Origin of the sequence: Xanthomonas sp. NCPPB 1638 (assembly GCF_041475635.2) — a bacterium.
Classification (GTDB): Bacteria; Pseudomonadota; Gammaproteobacteria; order Xanthomonadales; family Xanthomonadaceae; genus Xanthomonas; species Xanthomonas cucurbitae.
Genome location: NZ_CM192984.1, coordinates 2,372,733 through 2,392,603 on the forward strand (window position 1 = coordinate 2,372,733; position 19,871 = coordinate 2,392,603).

General features: G+C 66.2%; 16 protein-coding genes and 1 tRNA gene. 14 read left to right on the plus strand and 3 right to left on the minus strand.

What is annotated here, in order from left to right:
- Window positions 1-162: 162 nt before the first annotated feature.
- From ACCQ13_RS10230 to ACCQ13_RS10240, 3 genes are all read left to right on the plus strand, one after another.
- Window positions 163-1,314: an N-acetylmuramoyl-L-alanine amidase gene (locus tag ACCQ13_RS10230; RefSeq protein ID WP_104604826.1), complete on the plus strand. Its 1,152-nt coding sequence runs from the start codon at window positions 163-165 to the stop codon at window positions 1,312-1,314.
- A 158-nt stretch (window positions 1,315-1,472) separates the two neighbouring features.
- Window positions 1,473-2,393 carry a GTP cyclohydrolase FolE2 gene (folE2, locus tag ACCQ13_RS10235; protein ID WP_104604828.1) on the plus strand — a complete coding sequence of 307 codons (921 nt, stop codon included), beginning with the start codon at window positions 1,473-1,475 and terminating at the stop codon, window positions 2,391-2,393.
- Between the two features lie 12 nt (window positions 2,394-2,405).
- Window positions 2,406-2,552, plus strand: coding sequence for a hypothetical protein (locus tag ACCQ13_RS10240; protein ID WP_158251458.1), 147 nt, complete (start codon window positions 2,406-2,408; stop codon window positions 2,550-2,552).
- Window positions 2,553-2,794: 242 nt separating this feature from the next.
- Here ACCQ13_RS10240 and ACCQ13_RS10245 read toward each other — a convergent pair.
- Window positions 2,795-2,869, minus strand: a tRNA-Glu gene (locus ACCQ13_RS10245).
- Window positions 2,870-2,917: 48 nt separating this feature from the next.
- Between ACCQ13_RS10245 and pcnB the strand changes: the two genes are divergently transcribed.
- From pcnB to ACCQ13_RS10285, 8 genes are all read left to right on the plus strand, one after another.
- Window positions 2,918-4,285: a polynucleotide adenylyltransferase PcnB gene (gene pcnB / locus ACCQ13_RS10250; RefSeq protein WP_104604830.1), complete on the plus strand. Its 1,368-nt coding sequence runs from the start codon at window positions 2,918-2,920 to the stop codon at window positions 4,283-4,285.
- A gap of 3 nt (window positions 4,286-4,288) precedes the next feature.
- The gene (gene folK, locus ACCQ13_RS10255; protein ID WP_104604832.1) at window positions 4,289-4,774 is read left to right on the plus strand and encodes a 2-amino-4-hydroxy-6-hydroxymethyldihydropteridine diphosphokinase; all 486 of its coding nucleotides are present in this window, start codon (window positions 4,289-4,291) and stop codon (window positions 4,772-4,774) included.
- A 35-nt stretch (window positions 4,775-4,809) separates the two neighbouring features.
- Complete coding sequence (panB, locus tag ACCQ13_RS10260; protein WP_104604834.1) at window positions 4,810-5,625, plus strand: 3-methyl-2-oxobutanoate hydroxymethyltransferase; 816 nt, start codon at window positions 4,810-4,812, stop codon at window positions 5,623-5,625.
- Window positions 5,622-6,464 (plus strand): pantoate--beta-alanine ligase, encoded by an 843-nt coding sequence (panC, locus tag ACCQ13_RS10265; protein ID WP_274391926.1) that lies wholly within the window; start codon window positions 5,622-5,624, stop codon window positions 6,462-6,464. The genes panB and panC overlap by 4 nt, the downstream gene beginning before the upstream one ends.
- Before the next feature lie 178 nt (window positions 6,465-6,642).
- A complete protein-coding gene (gene panD / locus ACCQ13_RS10270) occupies window positions 6,643-7,023 on the plus strand; it encodes an aspartate 1-decarboxylase (protein ID WP_104604838.1) in 381 nt (126 codons plus the stop codon).
- The gene (gene pgi, locus ACCQ13_RS10275; RefSeq protein WP_274391927.1) at window positions 7,020-8,534 is read left to right on the plus strand and encodes a glucose-6-phosphate isomerase; all 1,515 of its coding nucleotides are present in this window, start codon (window positions 7,020-7,022) and stop codon (window positions 8,532-8,534) included. The genes panD and pgi overlap by 4 nt, the downstream gene beginning before the upstream one ends.
- 157 nt (window positions 8,535-8,691) lie before the next feature.
- On the plus strand, window positions 8,692-9,036 hold the full coding sequence (locus tag ACCQ13_RS10280; protein ID WP_104604842.1) for a type II toxin-antitoxin system prevent-host-death family antitoxin: 345 nt from the start codon (window positions 8,692-8,694) through the stop codon (window positions 9,034-9,036).
- 3 nt (window positions 9,037-9,039) lie between these two features.
- Entirely contained in the window at window positions 9,040-9,663 is a 624-nt protein-coding gene (locus ACCQ13_RS10285) for an ATPase (protein ID WP_104604844.1), read from the plus strand.
- Window positions 9,664-10,688: 1,025 nt separating this feature from the next.
- On the opposite strand, the gene ACCQ13_RS10290 is transcribed toward ACCQ13_RS10285, so the two are convergent.
- Window positions 10,689-12,644 carry a PhoX family protein gene (locus tag ACCQ13_RS10290; protein WP_274391928.1) on the minus strand — a complete coding sequence of 652 codons (1,956 nt, stop codon included), beginning with the start codon at window positions 12,642-12,644 and terminating at the stop codon, window positions 10,689-10,691.
- 431 nt (window positions 12,645-13,075) lie between these two features.
- On the opposite strand from ACCQ13_RS10290, the gene ACCQ13_RS10295 reads away from it, so the two are divergent.
- Genes ACCQ13_RS10295 through ACCQ13_RS10305 form a run of 3 tightly spaced genes read left to right on the plus strand, consistent with a single transcriptional unit; the run spans window position 13,076 to window position 17,513 of the window.
- Window positions 13,076-15,691 carry a glycoside hydrolase family 3 protein gene (locus tag ACCQ13_RS10295; RefSeq protein WP_104605379.1) on the plus strand — a complete coding sequence of 872 codons (2,616 nt, stop codon included), beginning with the start codon at window positions 13,076-13,078 and terminating at the stop codon, window positions 15,689-15,691.
- A gap of 5 nt (window positions 15,692-15,696) precedes the next feature.
- A complete protein-coding gene (locus ACCQ13_RS10300) occupies window positions 15,697-15,912 on the plus strand; it encodes a hypothetical protein (RefSeq protein ID WP_158251463.1) in 216 nt (71 codons plus the stop codon).
- Between the two features lie 38 nt (window positions 15,913-15,950).
- Window positions 15,951-17,513: a sodium/sugar symporter gene (locus ACCQ13_RS10305; RefSeq protein ID WP_104605381.1), complete on the plus strand. Its 1,563-nt coding sequence runs from the start codon at window positions 15,951-15,953 to the stop codon at window positions 17,511-17,513.
- Window positions 17,514-17,704: 191 nt separating this feature from the next.
- Here the strand turns inward: ACCQ13_RS10305 and ACCQ13_RS10310 are convergent, their stop codons facing one another.
- Window positions 17,705-19,558 (minus strand): putative bifunctional diguanylate cyclase/phosphodiesterase, encoded by a 1,854-nt coding sequence (locus tag ACCQ13_RS10310; RefSeq protein WP_104605383.1) that lies wholly within the window; start codon window positions 19,556-19,558, stop codon window positions 17,705-17,707.
- Window positions 19,559-19,871: the final 313 nt, after the last annotated feature.

Below are 19,871 nucleotides of genomic sequence, written 5' to 3' on the forward strand. Positions count from 1 at the left end.
CTTGCCTTGGCTGTTTTGATGTTACTTTATAACACTTCAACATTCTTGCTCAGCCTGGTCCGCCGTGTCGTATTCCATGTCGTCGTGCGTTTGCTTCAGGCCGAGTCCGTTACCCGGTGAGGGATGCCCTGGCCGCCATGCCGCACATGCTGGAGGCGCACCATGAAGCGGCGGCAGCTGCTGCGCAGCGTGGGTGCGGCGCTGGTGTTGTCGCCCGGCCTGGTCGACGCACAAGGGCTTGCGACACTGCGCAATTGCAGCGTGCAGTTACGCGATGAGGGGCTGCAGTTCCGGCTGGAATTGAGCGGCCAGGTGGCGTACCGCAGTTTCCAGCTGTCCGATCCGGAGCGTCTGGTCATCGACCTGTCGGGCGTTTCGACACAGCCGCCGCGCATTGATCCATTGCCTGGTCGCAGTGCGGTCGTGGCGATCCGCAGTGGTCCGCATGTAGACGGTCTGCGGGTGGTCCTCGATCTGTCGCAGCCATTGGCAGCGAACCCGCGTTGGGAGGGCACGACGCTGGTGCTGGATCTGGCTGCAGGCTCCGGCGCTGCGCCGTTGTCCGCCGCCGATGCGGCCGCTCCGGCCGCCGCCACGCCCGCACACGCGCAGTTGCATCCCTTCGTGGTTGCCATCGACGCCGGGCATGGCGGCAAGGATCCGGGGGCGGTCAGCGCCGACGAGCGTTACGAAAAATATGTCGCCATGGCGGTCGCTGGTCGCCTGCATCAGCGGCTTGCCGCAGACCCGCGCTATCGGCCAACGATGATCCGCAGCGATGATCGCTTCGTGCCGCTTCACGAACGCGTGTTGATCGCGCATCGTCGCAACGCCGATCTATTCGTTTCCATCCATGCCGATGCCGCTCCCAACGCGCAGGCGCGTGGTGCGTCGGTATTCGCCTTGTCCGAAAACGGCGCCAGCTCGGCCTTGGCGCGCTGGATCGCAGACAGCGAAAACGCCGCCGATGACATGGGCGACACCGCGCGCCGGTTGCGGGTGCCGAGCAATCCGGTGTTGTCGCAGGTGCTGGCCGACCTGTCGCTGAGCGGCACCATTGCCAGCAGCGTGGCATTCGGCAAGTTGATGCTGGGGAGCCTGCAGCAGGTCACCCGGCTGCACCAGGATCAGGTCGGGCAGGCGGGGTTTGCGGTGCTGAAATCGCCGGACATTCCATCGCTGCTGGTGGAAACTGGCTTCATGAGCAATCGCGACGATTGCCTTCGATTGTGCGGCGATCTCCATCAGGACGAACTCGCGCAGGCACTGCATGCCGGCATCGACGATTACTTCAGGGCGACGTATGCGCGCTGAGGTGACCTACCTTGGCCTTCAGCGCGCTGCGTGGCACGCAGCGCGCTGGCGCTGGTCCAGGCTGCGCGGTACGCGCCGCACCTGGGATGACGCGCCGCCCATCCTCGCCGTGCGCGCATCCGGCGCGGCCACCATTTCCTCCACTGTTTAGGTCTCCCATGTCCGCCACGCTTCCCGATGTTGCCGTCACCGAACCTGCGCTGCTGGGCGCGCCGTTGCGCTGGGTGGGCATGCACGACATCGCCATTCCGGTGCGCCTGGGCCAGGATGGGTCCAGCGCAAGCCTGGCCGCGCGCGCCAGCGTGCAGGTCGATCTGCCTCGACCGGAGTGCAAGGGCATCCATATGTCGCGGCTCTATCGTTTGCTGGACCGGCACCTGGAACATCCGGTGTCGCCGGCGATGGTGTCGCAACTGTTGCAGGCCTTGATCGACAGCCACGAGGATTGCGGCAGCCGCGCAGCGCGGCTGACCCTTACCTTCGAGGTGATGCTGCGGGTGCCGGCCCTGCTGAGCGAAGGGCTGGCCGGTTGGCGCGCGTATCCGGTGCGTCTGGAGGCGCAGTGCAGCGCGGGGCATAGCCGTATCCAGCTGCAGGTCGAGGTGCTGTACGCCTCCACGTGCCCCTGTTCGGCCGCGTTGTCGCGACAGCTGTTGAGTGAGGCCTTCCTGCAACAGCATGCCGGGCGCGCGGCCGTGCCACCGGAGGCGGTGGCGCAGTGGTTGCAGGTCCATGGGTCGTACGCCACGCCGCACAGCCAGCGCAGCATCGCGCAGGTGCGTGTGGACCTGGAGGCGAGCACGCCGCAGCTGGATGTCGGCGCGTTGGTGGCGCTTTGCGAGCGCGCGTTGGCCACGCCGGTGCAGGCGGCGGTACGGCGCATCGACGAACAGGCCTTTGCACGCTTGAACGGTGCCAACCTGATGTACGTCGAAGATGCCGCGCGGCGGTTACGCCAGGTGCTGGTAGCGCACTACACAACCTTCGATGTGGCGGTGCGCCACCTGGAGAGCCTGCATGCCCACGATGCCGTGGCCGAGACCGGCAGCGAAGTCGAGGGCGCGTTCACAGCGCTGTAGTGAGGAGGTGACATGCCGTGCAAATTTCCCGGTCGCCCGGTTGCGCGGGTGCGCAAGCCCATGGCGACAGCGACTGTCCTGGACACTGCCCGAGTCACCGTGCGCAACGTACTGGGCGTCTACGCCCAGGCGGCGTTGGCCTTGTTGTGGCTGGCGTGAGTGGATGCGCGGCCGCGAGAGTGGCATTGCGGGGTGGCCGGCCGAGCAGTGCCGGGCGCCCATGGCGCGCGACGGTGTGCCGACCGCAACCAGGCGCGACCAAGGAGTTGCAGTTGTCCAGGCACCAGAGAGGCCGATGTTGCCGGCCTTTGCCGGCATGGCGTAACGGTGCGCTGCCATTGCCGCATCACGCAAAAGCCCCGCAATGCGGGGCCTTGGCGTGATCTGCAGCAGGACGGACGTGGTGCTCCCTAGGGGACTCGAACCCCTGTTTTAGCCTTGAGAGGGCCACGTCCTAACCATTAGACGAAGGGAGCGTTTTGTCGCGTCTTGTGCAGCGCGCTAGTATAGTGGGGTCATAGCCGTTGGGCAATCCTGCAACACAAGACGGAAGCGCCATCATCGAATCCTCAGTTACATCCCCGTTCACGCTGCGCGTCATTCCACGCGACCAGCACACCATCTCGCGCAAGGACATCAGCCCCAACGCGCTGCGCGTGCTCTATCGCCTGCGCGAATGCGGCTTTGGCGCCTACCTGGTTGGTGGCGCGGTGCGCGACCTGCTGGTGGGTGGCCATCCCAAGGATTTCGACGTGGCCACCAGCGCCACGCCGGAAGAGGTCAAGGCGCTGTTCCGCAACTGTCGCCTGATCGGCCGCCGTTTTCGGCTGGCGCATGTGGTGTTCGGCCGCGAGATCATCGAAGTGGCCACCTTCCGCGCCAACAGCGACGATGGCAGTGGCGACCGCGAGCTGGACAACGGCCGGCTGGTGCGCGACAACGTCTACGGCACCATTGAAGACGACGCGATCCGCCGCGACTTCACCTGCAACGCGCTGTACTACGCCATCGAGGATTTTTCGGTGCGTGATTATTGCGGCGGCTTCGAAGACGTGCAGGCGCGGTTGATGAAGCTGATCGGCGACCCGGAACTGCGCTACCAGGAAGATCCGGTGCGCATGCTGCGCGCGGTGCGGCTGGCGGCCAAGCTCGACTTCGAGATCGAGGCCGGCACCGCCGAGCCGATCCCACGCCTGGCCGGATTGTTGTCGGAGGCGGCGCCGGCACGTTTGTTCGAGGAAATTCTCAAGCTGTTCCTGTCCGGGCACGGCGTGGCCAGTTTCGAAGGCCTGGAGCGTTACGGCCTGCTCGGTGCGCTGTTCCCGGAAAGCGCGGCGGCCCTGAAATCCAATCGCAGCGGCGCCTTGCGCGCGATGGTGCTGGAAGGCCTGCGCAACACCGATGCGCGGGTGGCCAACGACGAGCCGGTCTCGCCGGCGTTCCTGTTCGCGCTGCTGCTGTGGCCGGCGTTCTGCCGCACCCTCATGGGCTTGCAGGCGCAGGGCGTGCAGCCGGAAGATGCCCAGCGCCGTGCCGCCGACCGTGTCACCTTGCACCAGCTGGAGCGGGTGGCCTTGCCGCGCCGTTTTTCGCTGCCGATGCAGGAGATCTGGCTGTTGCAGACGCGCTTCTCCTCGCGTCAGCGCAAGCGCGTGTTCCGCACCTTGTCGCATCCGCGCTTCCGCGCCGCGTTCGATTTCCTGGTGCTGCGCCAGTTCGCCTCGGCCGATCATGCGGCCGATGTGGAATTCTGGCGCGAGGCGCAGAAGTCCTCCGGCCAGGAGCTGGTGCAGGCCATCGAGTCGGCGCAGGCCGAGCATGGCGACGAGGACGGCGCACCGCGCAAGCGTCGCCGCCGCCGTCGTCGCACCGGCGCACCGGCAGGCGAGTAGGGCATGCACACCGCCTTTGTCGGCCTGGGTGCCAACCTGGGCCTGGCCGAGGCCAGCGTGTGCGCGGCCATCGCCGCGCTGGATGCAGTGCCGCAGTCCACGCTGGTAGCGGCCTCGCGCCTGTACCGCACCCCGGCCTGGGGGCGTGAAGACCAACCCGATTTCATCAATGCCGTAGCCCAGCTGCGCACCGGGCTTGCCCCGTTGGCGCTGCTGGATGCCTTGCTCGGCATCGAGCGGGCCTTTGGCCGCGAACGTCTGGCCGGCGAGCGCTGGGGCCCGCGCACGCTGGACCTGGACCTGCTGCTGTACGCCGACCAGGTGCTGGATCTGCCGCGGTTGCAGGTGCCACACCCGCATCTGCATATGCGCGCCTTCGCGCTGCTGCCGCTGTCCGAGCTGGCCCCGGAGGCGATGATTCCGGGCCATGGAACAGTGCGGCACGTCCTGCAAACCATCGATGCCTGCGGGCTGGAGCCGATTGGGTAGATAATGGCCGGCTCATCACCCCACGTAATGACTTCATGAGCAGCCATAGCGACAGCAAGCCCTGGACCGTGCCCGCCCTGGCAGAGGCCAAGCGCGCGGGTCGAAAACTGGTCATGTTGACCGCCTACGACGCCGGCTTTGCGCGCAGCTTCGATGCTAATGGCGTGGACCTGATCCTGGTTGGCGACTCGCTGGGCATGGTGGTGCAGGGGCACGATTCCACCTTGCCGGTGACCACCGCCGACATGGTCTACCACACCGCCGCGGTGGCACGCGTGCTGCAGCAGGCCTTGCTGGTGGCCGACCTGTCGTTCCAGGCCGATGCCACCCCCGAGCGTGCGCTCGATGCCGCCACCCAGTTGCTGCAGGCCGGTGCGGAGATGGTCAAGATCGAAGGCGCCGGGCACAAGCTCGAGGTGATCCGCTATTTGGTGGAACGCGAGATTCCCGTGTGTTCGCACCTGGGGCTCACCCCGCAATCGGTGCTGCGCTTCGGCGGCTACAAGGTGCAGGGCCGTGGCGAAGCCGGCGAGCAGCTGCGCCGCGATGCGCAGGCGGTGGTCGACGCCGGCGCCAGCCTGGTGGTGCTGGAATGCGTGCCGACGCCGATTGCCGCGCAGATCAGCGCCGAGCTGCAGGTGCCCACCATCGGCATCGGCGCCGGCCCCGGCTGCGACGGCCAGGTGCTGGTGATGCACGACATGCTGGGCCTGGACAGCGGCCATCGCCGTCCCAAGTTCGTCAAGGATTTCCTCACCGAGGGCGGCTCGGTGGCCGGCGCGGTCCGTGCCTACGCGCAGGCCGTGCGCGATGGCAGTTTCCCCGATGCAGAGCACGCGTACGCCGCATGATCCAGACCATGACCGATCTTTCCGCGCTGCGCGTCCTGGTTACCGGCTGGAAGCGCGAGGGTCTGCGCGTGGCGCTGGTGCCGACCATGGGCAACCTGCATGCCGGGCATTACTCATTGGTGATGCTGGCGCGCCAGTACGCCGACCGCGTGGTGTCCAGCGTGTTCGTCAACCCCACCCAGTTCGGGCCGAACGAAGATTTCGCCCGCTACCCGCGCACCCCCGAAGCCGACCTGCGTGGCCTGGAAGATGCCGGCTGCGATGCGCTGTGGTTGCCGGACGTGGACACGATGTACCCATTGGGGACCGCGCTGGCCACGCCGATCCATGCGCCGGGCGTCAGTGACGTGCTCGAAGGCGTGTGCCGGCCTGGCCATTTCGACGGTGTCTGCACCGTGGTGGCGCGCCTGTTCAACCAGGTGCAGCCGGATGTGGCGGCGTTCGGCAAGAAGGATTACCAGCAGCTGGCGGTGATCCGCCAGATGGTGGCCGACCTGGCGTTTCCGATCGAGATCCTGGGCGGCAGCATCGTGCGCGAGGCCGATGGCCTGGCGATGAGCTCGCGCAACCAGTACCTGACGGCTGAGGATCGCCCGGCTGCTGCACAGATCCGCAAGGTGCTGCTGCAGATGCGCGACAGCGACACAGCCGGCACGCCGCGTGCGCAGGTCGAACAGGCCGCCACCGGCGCGCTGCAGCAGGCCGGGTTTCAGGTCGATTACGCGGTAGTACGGCTGCGGGACCTGAGCGAGCCGGGCGTAGGCACCTCCGGCGCGCGCGTGGCGCTGGTCGCCGCACGGCTGGGTAGCACCCGCCTGATCGACAACCTGGAATTCTGAGCGGCGCCACCTGTGCCAGCCGCCGGCGCAGTGGCTGGCGCCCGGCCCCGGCCTGCGCGACCTCAGGGCATTGCCTCGGCGCGGGCCTGAAGCCCTCACGTCCGCCTGCGGTGCAAGCCGGTGGGCGCGGGCGCTTTCCGCTAAAATGCCGGCTTTCCTTTTGTCGTTGCCTGCGTCCATGCATCTGTCCCTGCTGAAAGCCAAGATCCACCGCGCCACCGTCACCCATTCCGAGCTCAACTACGAAGGCTCGATCGCCATCGACGGCCTGCTGCTGGAAGCGACCGGCATCCGCGAATTCGAGCAGGTCCACATCTGGGACGTGACCAACGGTGCGCGCTTCAGCACCTACGCCATCCGTGCCGAAGAAGGCAGCGGCATCATGTCGCTCAACGGCGGCGCCGCGCGCCATGTGCAGGTGGGTGATCTCATCATTGTGGCGGCGTTTGCCAGCATGAGCGAAGACGAAGCCAAGACCTTCAAGCCCAATCTGGTATATGTGGGCGCGAACAACGTGATCTCCCACACCAACCACAGCATCCCCACACAGGCCGCATGACACAGACCAACGGATTCGACGCGCTTCACGCCCACGCCCAGCGCCTGCGCGGCGCTGCCATCCCCGCATTGCTAGCCGCCGAGCCCCAGCGGCCCACGCAGTACGCCAGGCAAGTCGGTCCGTTGTATTTCAATTTTGCGCGGCAGAAGTACGACCGCGCCGCGCTCGATACCTTGTTCGCCATCGCGCGCGAGCGCGATCTGGCTGGTGCGTTCCAGCGCCTGTTCCGTGGCGAGCAGGTCAATGTCACCGAGCAGCGCGCTGCCTTGCACACCGCGTTGCGTGGCGACCTGACCGACGCGCCGGTGGCCTCGGAGGCGTACGCCACTGCCGCGGAGGTGCGGCAGCGCATGGGTGCGTTGATCCAGCAGCTGGAAGGTACCGACGTCACCGATATCGTCAGTGTCGGCATCGGTGGGTCGGACCTGGGCCCGCGGCTGGTGGCCGATGCCTTGCGTCCGGTGAGCGGGGCGCGGTTCCGCGTGCATTTCGTCTCCAACGTCGACGGCGCCGCCATGCAGCGCACCCTGGCGACGCTGGACCCGGTACACACCGCCGGCATCCTGATTTCCAAGACCTTCGGCACCCAGGAAACCCTGCTCAACGGCAGCATCCTGCATGCCTGGCTCGGCGGCAGCGAGCGCCTGTACGCTGTCAGCGCCAACCCCGAGCGTGCTGCCAAGGCGTTCGACATCGCTCCCGGCCGCGTGCTGCCGATGTGGGATTGGGTGGGCGGCCGCTATTCGCTGTGGTCGGCGGTAGGCTTTCCGATTGCACTGGCCATTGGCTTCGAGCGTTTTGAACACTTGCTGGAAGGCGCGGCGCAGTTCGATGCGCATGCGCTCAACACGCCGCTGGAAGAAAACGTCGCAGTGCTGCACGGGCTGACTGCTGTGTGGAATCGCAACCTGCTGGGCAGTGCCACCCAGGCGGTGATGACCTATGACCAGCGCCTGGCCTTGTTGCCGGCGTATCTGCAGCAGCTGGTGATGGAGAGCCTGGGCAAGCGCGTCAAGCTCGACGGCTCGGCGGTGGACAGCGATACCGTGTCGGTGTGGTGGGGTGGTGCGGGCACCGATGTGCAGCACAGCTTCTTCCAGGCGCTGCACCAGGGCACCAGCGTGGTGCCGGCCGATTTCATCGGCACCGTGCACAACGACGACCCGTATGCGGAAAACCATGTCGCGCTGATGGCCAACGTACTGGCGCAGACCGAGGCGCTGGCCAACGGCCAGGACAGCAGCGACCCGCATCGCAGCTATCCGGGCGGCCGCCCGAGCACGGTGATCCTGCTGGATGCGCTCACCCCGCAGGCGCTGGGTGCGCTGGTCTCGATGTACGAGCACAGCGTGTACGTGCAGTCGGTGATGTGGGGCATCAATGCGTTCGACCAGTTTGGTGTCGAGCTGGGCAAGCAGCTGGCCAGCCAGTTGCTGCCGGCGCTGAAGGGCGACGCGGCGGAGGTGGCCGACCCGGTCACCCGCGAGCTGCTGGGCAAGCTGCGCGGCTGAGTCCGTTGCGCAACGGTGGTAAGAGACCACAGGGCCTGCGGGCCCTGTGTCGTTTCGGAGGGGTCTGCCTGATGTGAATTCAGGACAGAATGGCCAAATTTCCCAAAATGGGTGAGTGGGAGTAGGCTGGGGATACTACAGCGCGCAGGACCCTCCCATGTCTCGTCTTCAGGATCTGCCCGAGCTCGAAAAATCTCCCGCCGCCGACATCAAGGTGAAGGGCTGGCCCAGCCTGATGCGCAAGGTGCGCTCGCATGGGGCTGTGGTCATCACCAACCATAATCACCCCGAGGCGGTGGTGGTGGATGCGGAGGAATACCGGCGGCTGGTGAGCCAAGCCAGTGCATCGGAGCAGGCATTGACGCGCGCGGAGGCATTGCAGGCGCTGCAGGCCCGTTTCGATAGGCATCTTGCCGCGCTGCACGATGGCGCAGCGTTGACCCAGGCGATCGCCCGACCGGCGCGCCGCGGCAGGAAGGTGACGCTGGGGCCTTCGCGCTGACCCATGGGCAACATCCTGGTACTGGCCGGTGTCAATGGCGCCGGCAAGAGTTCGCTGCTGGGGCAACTGCTGCAGGAAGACGGCGCCAGCTGGTTCAACCCCGATGCGTTCACCCAGCAGCTGGTGGAGCAGGGCTGGGCACAGGACGAGGCCAACGCGCAAGCCTGGCAGGAAGGTGTGCGGCGGCTGCGTCAGGCCATGGATGTTGGCAGCGACTATGCATTCGAGACAACCTTGGGCGCGACCACCATCCCGCGCTTGCTGCGCGAGGCCTGCGCGCAGCACACGGTGGCGATCTGGTTCTGCGGTCTGGCAACGGTGGAGCTGCACATCGAACGCGTGGCAGCGCGGGTGGCTGCGGGTGTCCACGCAATCGCCGAGCACAAGATCCGCGAGCGCTTCGATGCCTCGCGCGCCAATCTGATCGCCTTGCTGCCGTATCTGTCGCTGCTGCACGTCTACGACAACAGCGCACCGGCCGATGCCGCAGGGCAGGTTGCGCCGTTGCTGGTGCTGGAACTGGACCGCAGCGGCCTGCAGTACCCGCAAACGCCGCAGGAATTGGCACAGGTGCCCGATTGGGCCAAGTCCATCGTGATGGCAGCACTGGAGTTGCGGCAGTCTTGAGCCACGCGCGCAGGCACGTGCGTTCTGCTCCGCCTCGCACCGACGCGGCCAGACATCGATCGATCTCACCCGTAGGAGCGCACCCGGGCGCGAATGCCTTACCGATAAGGCCTGTCGCGCCCGGGTGCGCTCCTACAACGAAGATGACTGTGCACCCGATGCACCTTGCCGCGCCTTGCAGACCCACGCGATACCGATGAACCGACGGTGGTGCGTGTTCGGGCCATGGCACCGATCACTGCACCCGTAGGAGCGCACCCGGGCGCGAATGCCTTACCGATAAGGCCTGTCGCGCCCGGGTGCGCTCCTACAACGAAGATGACTGTGCACACGATGCACCTTGCCGCGCCTTGCAGACCCACGCGATACCGATGAACCGACGGTGGTGCGTGTTCGGGCCATGGCACCGATCACTGCACCCGTAGGAGCGCACCCGGGCGCGACAGGCGTTACCGGTAAGGCCTGTCGCGCCCGGGTGCGCTCCTACAACGAAGATGACTGTGCACCCGATGCATCTTGCCGCGCCTTGCAGACCCACGCGATACCGGTGAACCGACGGTGGTGCGTGGCGCGTGTTCGGGCCATGGCACCGATCACTGCATCCGTAGGAGCGCACCCGGGCGCGAATGCCTTACCGGTAAGGCCTGTCGCGCCCGGGTGCGCTCCTACGACGAAGATGACCGTGCACCCGATGCACCTTGCCGCGCCTTGCAGAGCTGCGCGATACCGGTGAACCGACGGTGGTGCGTGGCACGTGTTCGGGCCATGGCACCGATCACTGCACCCGTAGGAGCGCACCCGGGCGCGAATGCCTTACCGGTAAGGCCTGTCGCGCCCGGGTGCGCTCCTACAACGAAGATGACTGTGCACCCGATGCATCTTGCCGCGCCTTGCAGACCCACGCGATACCGATGAACTGACGAGTGGTGCGTGGCGCGTGTTCGGGCCATGGCACCTATAACCCCTGTCGCGCCCGGGTGCGCTCCTACAGGCATTGCGATAGCAGCTAGCGGAAACCGCGGAGATTATGCCTCGCCTAACTTCACGGCCAACGGGTCGCCGGTGAGGTAGCCCACTGCTGCGCCGAAACGGTTCTTGTAGTTGGCGCGGACCAGGGGGTCCAGGACGGCCTTGACGGTGTCGTGCAGCGGGCTTTCCCAGTCGCCGGGGTGCTGGAAATTGCTCATGACATAGGTCCAGCCATGGATCTGGTCCACCGCATGCAGGCCGGTGGATTCGGCGCCGGCCGGCACCGACAACAGCCGCGTCAGGCTGCCGGTGTCCACGTTGTAGGCCCACAGGAAATTATTGACGTGCAGGCTGCTGTCTTCGCCGATGAACAGTGTGCGCAACGCTTCGGAGAACTTGAGGTTGTCCGGGTTGGCCAGGCGGTCCGGATCGGCCAGATTGCCCAGCGCATCCGGCTGCGCCAGATCGTGGCCGGTCAGGGCGGCGGGGGCAGCCATGTCGATCGGCACCCAGTCGCTGTGGATTGGCGCGCCGCTGCTGTCGCGGCGCCCGCCGCGCAGATTCAAGGCGTAGACCGCGCCTGCATCCGGGCCTTCCACCTTCACGTCGCCCGAGCCATTGCGCATGCTGGTGACGATGTAGGACATGGCCATGTAGGCGATCTTGTCCTTGGCATTGACCGTGGTGCCTTCGAGCTTGGTGAAGCCCAGGCTGCCGCCGGCCAGCGCGGCATAGCGGTGGGTTTCCAGATAGGTGGCGGCCCTTTCCATGCCCGGCTTGATGCGGATCCAGTTGAAGGTGCCATTGAACGGGATCTTGGTGAAGCTGGCATCGCCCGGGTCGCTCAGATGCACATCGAGGATGTCGGCGGCGGTAAGGCGGTCGGCCAGCGCCTGGATCTCGGCGCTGGTGGCGTGGCCCAGCTTGATCCAGCTCAGCGTGGCCGCACCCGGGCCGACGCCGGAGGTCTGGTGCCACTTGCCGACGTACAGGGTGCCGGCGGAAAGGTCCGCCTTGCGGTCGGCGATGAACATGAACAGCCCGCCATTGGTGGCATCGTCGCCCATCAGCACGGTGCGCTGGTCGGGCATCACCTGCACCAGCTCGTGCGAAATGCGGCCCAGGCAATAGTGCTTGCGTACGCTCCCGGTGCCATCCGGATGCACGGTGATTTCGGGCAGGTGGCCGTAGTGATACGGGTTGGCTTTTTCCGGGTCGCCGTACAGGTGCGTGCTGTAGCTGCGGAACTGGGTGTTGCCGGCCAGCGCGGTGGCGTCGGGTTCGTACTCTTCGCTGGACAGGTGGGTATTCCACGGCGACAGGCTGGCGCCGCAGGTGGTCCACAACCCGTGCACCGGCGCGGTGTCGACGTTGTGGTACTTCACCAGCGACAGCTTGCCGGTGGCCGGGTCCTGGTCCAGCGTCAGCACCGCGATCGGCGCGGGCAGATGGCGGCTGGCGTCGTTGCCGGCCTGGTCGCGGGTGGTGTATTCGAACTGCACTACCGCAAACACAGGGTTGCCCTTGACCCCGGGGACCTTGGCGTTGGGCAGGGTCAGCAGCGAAGAGCCGTCCGGGCAGTCGGAAAAGAACGGGCGTTCGGCACCGGGCTGGGAGCGGTCGATGATGGGGCGATGCTGGATGTCGTAGTAGCCACCGGCCAGCACGGTGCCGCCCTTGCCGTCGGGCACCTGATCGCCAGTGACGAAGAACGGTTGGTAGGCCAGCGCGTAGCGCTGGGTGCTGCCGTCGCTGCGGGCCACGCTCAGCGACGAGCCCACCGTGGTGGTGGCCATGGCCGCAGGGTTGGCCAAGCTGGGGGCGGGCATGCCATGGAAGGTGGCCGAGACCAGACGGGCCGGGGTTTCCGAAGGCCGCAGCGGTCGCGCCGCCAGCGCGGCGCTGCCCAGTTGCTGGAACGCGGCGACGCTGGCGCTGCCGAGCGGCAACAGGGGAACGGCCGCCATCAATTGCATGAGGCGGCGACGAGAGGGGTCGGGGGAGGCAGGCATCGAAACTCCAGGCAAAGACGGCGATCAACGATGGCGATGGCGCATCGGCAAGCCGGTTACGCTAGGCCGGGTGGATGACAGTTGTTTGACGACGAGCTCACCTGTTGGCGGCGGTTCGGATGCCGACCCAAAAGCGGGCGCGACCAGTGCGCCGCGAGGCGCAGCGCTGCGCAGTGTGGCTCGATCCCGGTGGTGCGATGCAGCAAAGTGTGGCTTCGCGCAAGACCAGGCAGCGCGTCGGATTCAGCGAATTTCCGTGGTTTGACAGGTGCTGCCGGTATTCCAAGCCTATAGCTCCGGCCAATAAGTTGGCCGTGATTTGGCATACAGACGAGCGCGGTTGACAGGGTAGTTGAATCACGTGAGCGTACGCCGCCTGAAGGCCTGCGGCGCATGCATCGCGGCAGGAGACACCCCTGGAGACCCGGATCTTGGACAAGCTGCTTCGCCGTACTGCCGCGCCCGTCGCGCGCCGCGCTCTTTCTCTTGCTACCGCTGCGGCGGTGCTGATGCTGGCGGCCTGCCAAGGCAAGGACACCACCACCGCCGAGGCCGGCAAGACCGCGCCGGCTGCAGCGCCTGCCGAGGCCTCCACCGCCATCCATCCGGACCAGTGGCCATCGCCGAAGTGGCCGTTCGCGCAGGACGCGGCGCTGGAGCAGCGCATCAGCGATGTGATGGCCAAGATGAGCGTGGAAGAGAAGGTTGCCCAGACCGTGCAGGGCGACATTGCCAGCCTGACCCCGGACGACGTGCGCAAATACCGCCTGGGTTCGGTGCTGGCCGGCGGCAACTCCGATCCCGGCGGCAAGTACAACGCCAGCCCGGCCGAATGGCTGAAGCTGGCCGATGCCTTCTATGAAGCGTCGATGGATACCTCCAAGGGCGGCAACGCGATTCCGATCATCTTCGGCATCGACGCGGTGCACGGCCAGAGCAATATCGTCGGCGCCACGTTGTTCCCGCACAACATCGGCCTGGGGGCCACGCGCAACCCGGAGCTCATCAAGCAGATCGGCGAAGTCACCGCTGCCGAAACCCGCGTGACCGGCATGGAGTGGACCTTCGCGCCCACCGTGGCGGTGCCGCAGGACGACCGCTGGGGTCGCAGCTACGAAGGCTATTCCGAATCGCCGGACGTGGTGGCCAGCTTCGCTGGCAAGATGGTCGAAGGCGTGCAGGGTATCCCGGGCACGCCGCAGTTCCTGGACGGCAGCCACGTGATCTCGTCGGTGAAGCATTTCGTCGGCGACGGCGGCACCACCGACGGCAAGGACCAGGGCGACACCAAGGTGTCCGAAGCCACCATGCGCGATATCCACGCGGCCGGTTACCCGCCGGCCATTGCAGCCGGCGCGCAGACGGTGATGGCCTCGTTCAACAGCTTCAACGGCGAAAAGATGCACGGCAACAAGGTCATGTTGACCGACGTGCTGAAGGGCCGCATGAACTTCGGCGGTTTCGTGGTTGGCGACTGGAATGGCCAAGGCCAGGTCAAGGGCTGCACCAACGACAACTGCCCGGCCTCGTTCATTGCCGGCGTCGATATGGCGATGGCCGCCGACAGCTGGAAGGGCATCTACGAAACCGAATTAGCGGCAGTGAAGTCCGGCCAGATCAGCACCGAGCGCCTGGACGATGCGGTGCGTCGCATTCTGCGCGTCAAGCTGCGCCTGGGCCTGTTCGAAGCCGGCAAGCCGTCCAAGCGCCAGCTCGGCGGCAAGTACGAACTGCTCGGTGCCCCGAAACACCGCGCCATCGCCCGCCAGGCGGTGCGCGAGTCGCTGGTGCTGCTGAAGAACCAGGCCGGCATCCTGCCGCTGGATCCGAAAAAGTGCGTGCTGGTGGTCGGCGATGGCGCCAACGACATGGGCAAGCAGTCCGGTGGTTGGACGCTGAACTGGCAGGGCACCGGCACCAAGCGCAGCGACTACCCCAATGGCAACACCATCTGGGAAGGCCTGGACAAGCAGATCAAGGCCGCCGGCGGTACTGCCGAGCTGGCGGTGGACGGCGCCTACAAGACCAAGCCGGATGTGGCGGTGGTGGTGTTCGGCGAAAACCCGTATGCCGAATTCCAGGGCGACATCGCCACCCTGCTGTACAAGCCGGGCGACGACAGCGAGCTGGCATTGCTGAAGAAGCTCAAGGCCGATGGCATTCCAGTGGTGGCGGTGTTCCTGAGCGGCCGTCCGCTGTGGATGAACCAGTACATCAACGTGGCCGATGCATTCGTCGCCGCGTGGCTGCCGGGTTCGGAAGGCGAGGGCATTGCCGACGTGCTGCTGCGCAAGGCCGATGGCAGCGTGCAGAACGACTTCAAGGGCAAGCTCAGCTTCTCCTGGCCCAAGACCGCAGTGCAGTTCGCCAATAACGTGGGTCAGAAGGACTACGACCCGCAGTTCAAGTTCGGCTATGGCCTGACCTACGCCGACAAGGGCGACCTGGCCGCACTGCCTGAGGAATCGGGCGTGTCCGGTGAGCAGTCCGTGGGCGGGGTGTACTTCGTGCGCGGCAAGCCGGCGCTCGGCATTGCGATGCAGCTGTCCAACGCAGGCCAGGCCAACATGCCGGCCACCACGCTGCCGGTGGGTCTGTCCGACGGCAGCCTGAAGATGAGCGCCGTCGATCACAAGGCGCAGGAAGACGCGCGGCGCCTGGTGTGGTCCGGTGCCAAGACCGCCAGCGTGCTGCTGGTGTCCGGCAAGCCGGTGGATGTGTCGCGTGAGAGCAATGGCGATGTGCAGCTGCAGCTGACCGTGCGTCGCGACAGCGCAGTGAGCGCGCCGGTGTGGCTGGGCGTGGGTTGCGGCGACACCTGCAATGGTCGTGTCGATGCGCAGAAGACCCTGGCCGCACTGACGCAAGGCCAGTGGAAGGTGGTGGGTATTCCGCTCAAGTGCTTTGCCAAGGCCGGTGCCGACGTGACCAAGCTGACCCAGGTCGCCAGCATCGAAAGCGGCGCCGCACTGGATCTGTCGGTGTCGAAGGTGGCGCTGGGTGCGCTCAACGAAGCCGAAGTCATGGTGGATTGCCCGGTCAAGTAATCCCCATGCCCGGAGGCACGCTTCCGGGCACAGTGCAGGTCAAGCAAAACAACTGCGTCGCCATGTCCGGCGACGTGTCAAAGCGGCCACCGATCGCGGTGGTGCCATCAGCCGCCGCGGGGGCGGTGTTGTCGATCGGCCGGGATGGCCTGCAGATGCGGTTCGCCGCGCTGCCATTGCGCACCGGGTGCGCGGCGGCGGCCTTCTGCAGCCCTGCCTGATCGTCGGCGCATACCCCAGAGCCAGACAGGAGAGTGCAGTGGGTTTGGCGACGTTGGATATCGTGATTGTGCTGGTCTACCTGACCGGCATCTTCGTGCTCGCGCAGTGGGTATCGCGCGAGAAGGCAGGCCACAGCAAGAGCGCCGAGGATTACTTCCTGGCCAGCAAGTCGTTGCCGTGGTGGGCGATCGGCGCCTCGCTGATCGCTGCGAACATTTCTGCCGAACAGATCATCGGCATGGCCGGCTCCGGCTATGCGATCGGGCTGGCGATTGCGTCCTACGAATGGATGGCGGCATTGACGCTGCTGATCGTCGGCAAGTTCTTCCTGCCGATCTTCCTGCGCAACGGCATCTACACCATGCCGCAGTTCCTGGAGCAGCGTTACGGCAAGTGGATCCGCACGCTGATGGCGGTGTTCTGGCTGCTGCTGTACGTGTTCGTCAATCTCACCTCGATCCTGTGGCTGGGATCGATCGCGGTCAGTCAGGTCACCGGCATGGACCAGACCCTGGCGCTGGCCTTGATCGGCGTGTTTGCGCTGGTCTACCAGCTGTACGGCGGGCTGAAGGCGGTGGCGCTGACCGACATCGTGCAGGTCACGCTGTTGGTGCTGGGCGGCCTGCTGGTGGCCGGGCTGACCCTGGCGCGCATCGGCGATGGCGCCGGCGTGCTGGCCGGCTTCAAGCACCTGTGGAATGCGCACCCCGAGCACTTCCACATGATCCTGACCAAGGACAACCCGTTCTACAAGGACCTGCCGGGCCTGAGCGTGCTGCTGGGCGGGCTGTGGATCATGAACATCAGCTACTGGGGCTTCAACCAGTACATCATCCAGCGCGCGCTGGCCGCCAAGAACATCGGCGAGGCGCAGAAGGGCATGGTGTTTGCAGCGTTCCTGAAGCTGCTGATGCCGCTGGTGATCGTGGTGCCTGGCATTGCTGCGGTGGTGCTGGCGCCGGACCTGGCCAAGCCCGATCAGGCCTATCCGACCATGATGCAACTGCTGCCAACCGGTATTTTGGGATTGGTTTTCGCTGCGCTGGTGGCGGCGATCGTGGCTTCGCTGGCCTCGAAGATCAACTCGGTGGCGACGATCTTCACCCTGGATTTCTACGCCAAGTTCCGCCCGCACACTGAGCAGAAACAGCTGGTGCGCGTGGGCCGCATCGTCGCCGCGCTGTCGGTGTTGATCGGCATCCTCACCGCACGGCCGCTGCTGGGTAACTTCGACCAAGGCTTCCAGTTCATCCAGGAATTCACCGGGTTCTTTACCCCCGGCGTGGTGGTGATCTTCATGCTCGGCCTGTTCTGGAAGCGCGCCAACGAAGCCGGCGCACTGACTGCGGCGATCGGCTCGGTGGTGCTCTCGTTCGCGCTCAAGTTCGCGTGGCCTGAACTGCCATTCATGGACCGCATCGGCGTGGTGTTCCTGGCCGTGCTGGTGCTGGCAGTGGTGGTGTCGCTGGTGACGCCGGCGACGCAGGCGCGTGATCTGATCCGCACAGACGATGTGGCCTACGGCACCACGCTGGGCTTCAAGGTGGGCGCCGCCGGTGTGATCGCGATCCTGATCGTGCTGTATACGGTGTTCTGGTGATCCCGTGCGATGCACCTGCCGGTCGCGCCGGCAAGTGCATCGCACGCTGTGAGCGGAACTACTGCGCAGCCGCCAGGCGGGTACGTCATTGCCCGGAACCGGCTGCCGACCGCTGGTCCATTGCCGCCGCAGCGTGGCACGGTTGCCATTGATGCCTGCTTGCGGGCAGGGACGCGGCGCCCGCCGTGCGCTCAGATTTGCGCCGCCGCCAGGCGTGCGGCGAGCAGATCGGCCGGCACTTCGAACTGTGCATGCCAGGGTGTCTGCAACCAGGTTTCCAGCGCAGCGGCCGGCATGGGTTTGGCGATCCAGTAGCCCTGGCCTTCGTCGCAACCCCAGGCGCGCAGCTGCGCATAGGCCTCGGCCGATTCGATGCCTTCTGCAATCACACGTTGGCCCAGACTGTGGCCGAGCTGGATCATCGCCGGCACCAGGGTGCGGTCGGTGCGGTTGTCCGGCAGTGAGCGCACGAAGGATTGATCGATCTTCAACGAGCTGGCCGGCAGCTGCTTGAGATAGCTGAAATTGCTGTAGCCGGTGCCGAAGTCGTCGATGGCGATATGCACGCCCAGTGCGGCCACTGCGGCGAGCTGCTCGGCCAGTTGGTCGGGGTGGCGGATCATCGCGCTCTCGGTGAATTCGATCTCCAGCCGGCGCGGGTCCAGTTTATGGCGGTCCAGCCCGCGTCGCAGCAGCAGCGCAAAGCCGGGGCGATCCAGGTCGGCGGCCGACACGTTCAACGCCAGGTTGAAGTCCAGGCCCTGCTGCTGCCAGCGCGCGGCCTGGGCGATGCCGTGGTCGATGACCCAGGCGGTGATACGGTTGATGAGCGCGGTTTTCTCGGCCATCGGCACGAACTCCGACGGCATCACCGGGCCGATCATCGGGTGCTGCCACCGCAGCAGCGCTTCTACGGCCACGCAGCGGTGATCGTGCAGATCCACGCGCGGCTGGTAATGCAGGCGCAGCTGGCTGGCGCTGTCCAGTGCAGCGGGCAGGGCGGCGAGCAGGCGGAAGGTGTTGCGTTGGGCCACGTCGTGCTTGCGCTCGTACATGCTCCACGCCAGGCCGCGCTCACGCGAGACATCCACCGCAGTGGTGAGCGAGCGGATGGTGTCGGCCGTGCCATAGCTGGTGTGCAGCGACACCGCGCCGATCGAGGCGACCGCCGTGTGCGGGATGCCCTGGTGATCCAGCGGCTCGGTGAATCCCTTGGACAATTTGTTGCACAGGCTGGACAGGCGCTGGTTTTCGGCCGAGGTGAGAAAGCCGAAGGTGGTCGGGTCCAGCTGGTACAGCAGCGTGTCGGCGGGCAGGTAGGCCATCAGGCGGCGCTGCGCCAGCGCCACGTAACCGTCGGCATAGTCCCAGCCCAGCGCCTTGACCATCTCGCGGAAATAGTCGCTGCCGCAGATATCGATGGCCACCGCAGTGGTGGCCGGCGCGGTCTCGCGCTGCGCCAGCCAGATATCCAGATCCTCGCCGAAGCGTGAGCGATTGGGCAGGCCGGTGGCACCATCGCGATAGGTGGTGCTGCGCAGGTTCTCCACGCGTAGTACGGCCAGGTCGCGCAACCCTTCCAGAAGTGTCAAGGCCTCGGCATCCAGGCCTTCGCGCGGACTGGTGCCGATGACGCACAGCGTGCCGATGCGGTGACCCTCGCGCAGTTGCAAGGGTGCGCCGGCATAGAAACGGATGAAGGGAGGGCCCAGCACCAGCGGGTTGTTGCTGAAGCGTGGATCCAGGTGCGCATCCGGCACCACCATCACCTCGTCCGAGCGGATCGCGTGTGCGCAGAACGCCTGATCGCGCGGTGTCTCGGAGCGTTCAAGCCCAAGGCGCGCCTTGAACCACTGGCGGTGCTCGTCCACCAGCGAGATCAAGGCGATATCTGCGCCCAGGCTGCGCGCGGCCATCGCGGCGATGGTGTCGAACACCGGGTCGGGCGGCGAATCCAGCAGGCACAGGCCGCGCAGGACGGCGAGCCGACCAGCCTCGTCAAGCAAGGGGTGAGACGGGGGGGCAGGGGCAATGACGGGCGGCATAGTCCTCTATCGGCCCCGGCCACATGCACTTGACGCGGCTGGGCTGGCTTATTCAGCTGCCAGCAGCGCTGGGGCCGTGGTGCAGCGCAAGGTGATACCGGCCGGTAGCTGCTGCCCGATACCGCGACAGCGCAGCGCTCACGCGCTGCAGCATGCCTTTGCGCAAGCGGGTGATGGGCGTCTTCGCCACACCAGCACGGGCGTGGGGTGCATCGGCAGCCTCTTGGCGCGGCGCAGACGCTCGGAAGTTAACGTTACCAGCGGGCTGCGTTGCGGTCTGCGCGTTCGGTCCGCCTCTGCGTGTTTTGTCGGT

Coding starts and splice junctions, on each gene's coding strand:
- panC (WP_274391926.1), top strand. CDS start 5,622: ATGATCCAGACCATGACCGATCTTTCCGCGCTGCGCGTCCTGGTTACC.
- panD (WP_104604838.1), top strand. CDS start 6,643: ATGCATCTGTCCCTGCTGAAAGCCAAGATCCACCGCGCCACCGTCACC.
- ACCQ13_RS10290 (WP_274391928.1), bottom strand. CDS start 12,644: ATGCCTGCCTCCCCCGACCCCTCTCGTCGCCGCCTCATGCAATTGATG.
- ACCQ13_RS10280 (WP_104604842.1), top strand. CDS start 8,692: ATGTCTCGTCTTCAGGATCTGCCCGAGCTCGAAAAATCTCCCGCCGCC.
- ACCQ13_RS10230 (WP_104604826.1), top strand. CDS start 163: ATGAAGCGGCGGCAGCTGCTGCGCAGCGTGGGTGCGGCGCTGGTGTTG.
- pgi (WP_274391927.1), top strand. CDS start 7,020: ATGACACAGACCAACGGATTCGACGCGCTTCACGCCCACGCCCAGCGC.
- folE2 (WP_104604828.1), top strand. CDS start 1,473: ATGTCCGCCACGCTTCCCGATGTTGCCGTCACCGAACCTGCGCTGCTG.
- folK (WP_104604832.1), top strand. CDS start 4,289: ATGCACACCGCCTTTGTCGGCCTGGGTGCCAACCTGGGCCTGGCCGAG.
- panB (WP_104604834.1), top strand. CDS start 4,810: ATGAGCAGCCATAGCGACAGCAAGCCCTGGACCGTGCCCGCCCTGGCA.
- ACCQ13_RS10300 (WP_158251463.1), top strand. CDS start 15,697: ATGCCCGGAGGCACGCTTCCGGGCACAGTGCAGGTCAAGCAAAACAAC.
- ACCQ13_RS10310 (WP_104605383.1), bottom strand. CDS start 19,558: ATGCCGCCCGTCATTGCCCCTGCCCCCCCGTCTCACCCCTTGCTTGAC.
- ACCQ13_RS10240 (WP_158251458.1), top strand. CDS start 2,406: ATGCCGTGCAAATTTCCCGGTCGCCCGGTTGCGCGGGTGCGCAAGCCC.
- ACCQ13_RS10285 (WP_104604844.1), top strand. CDS start 9,040: ATGGGCAACATCCTGGTACTGGCCGGTGTCAATGGCGCCGGCAAGAGT.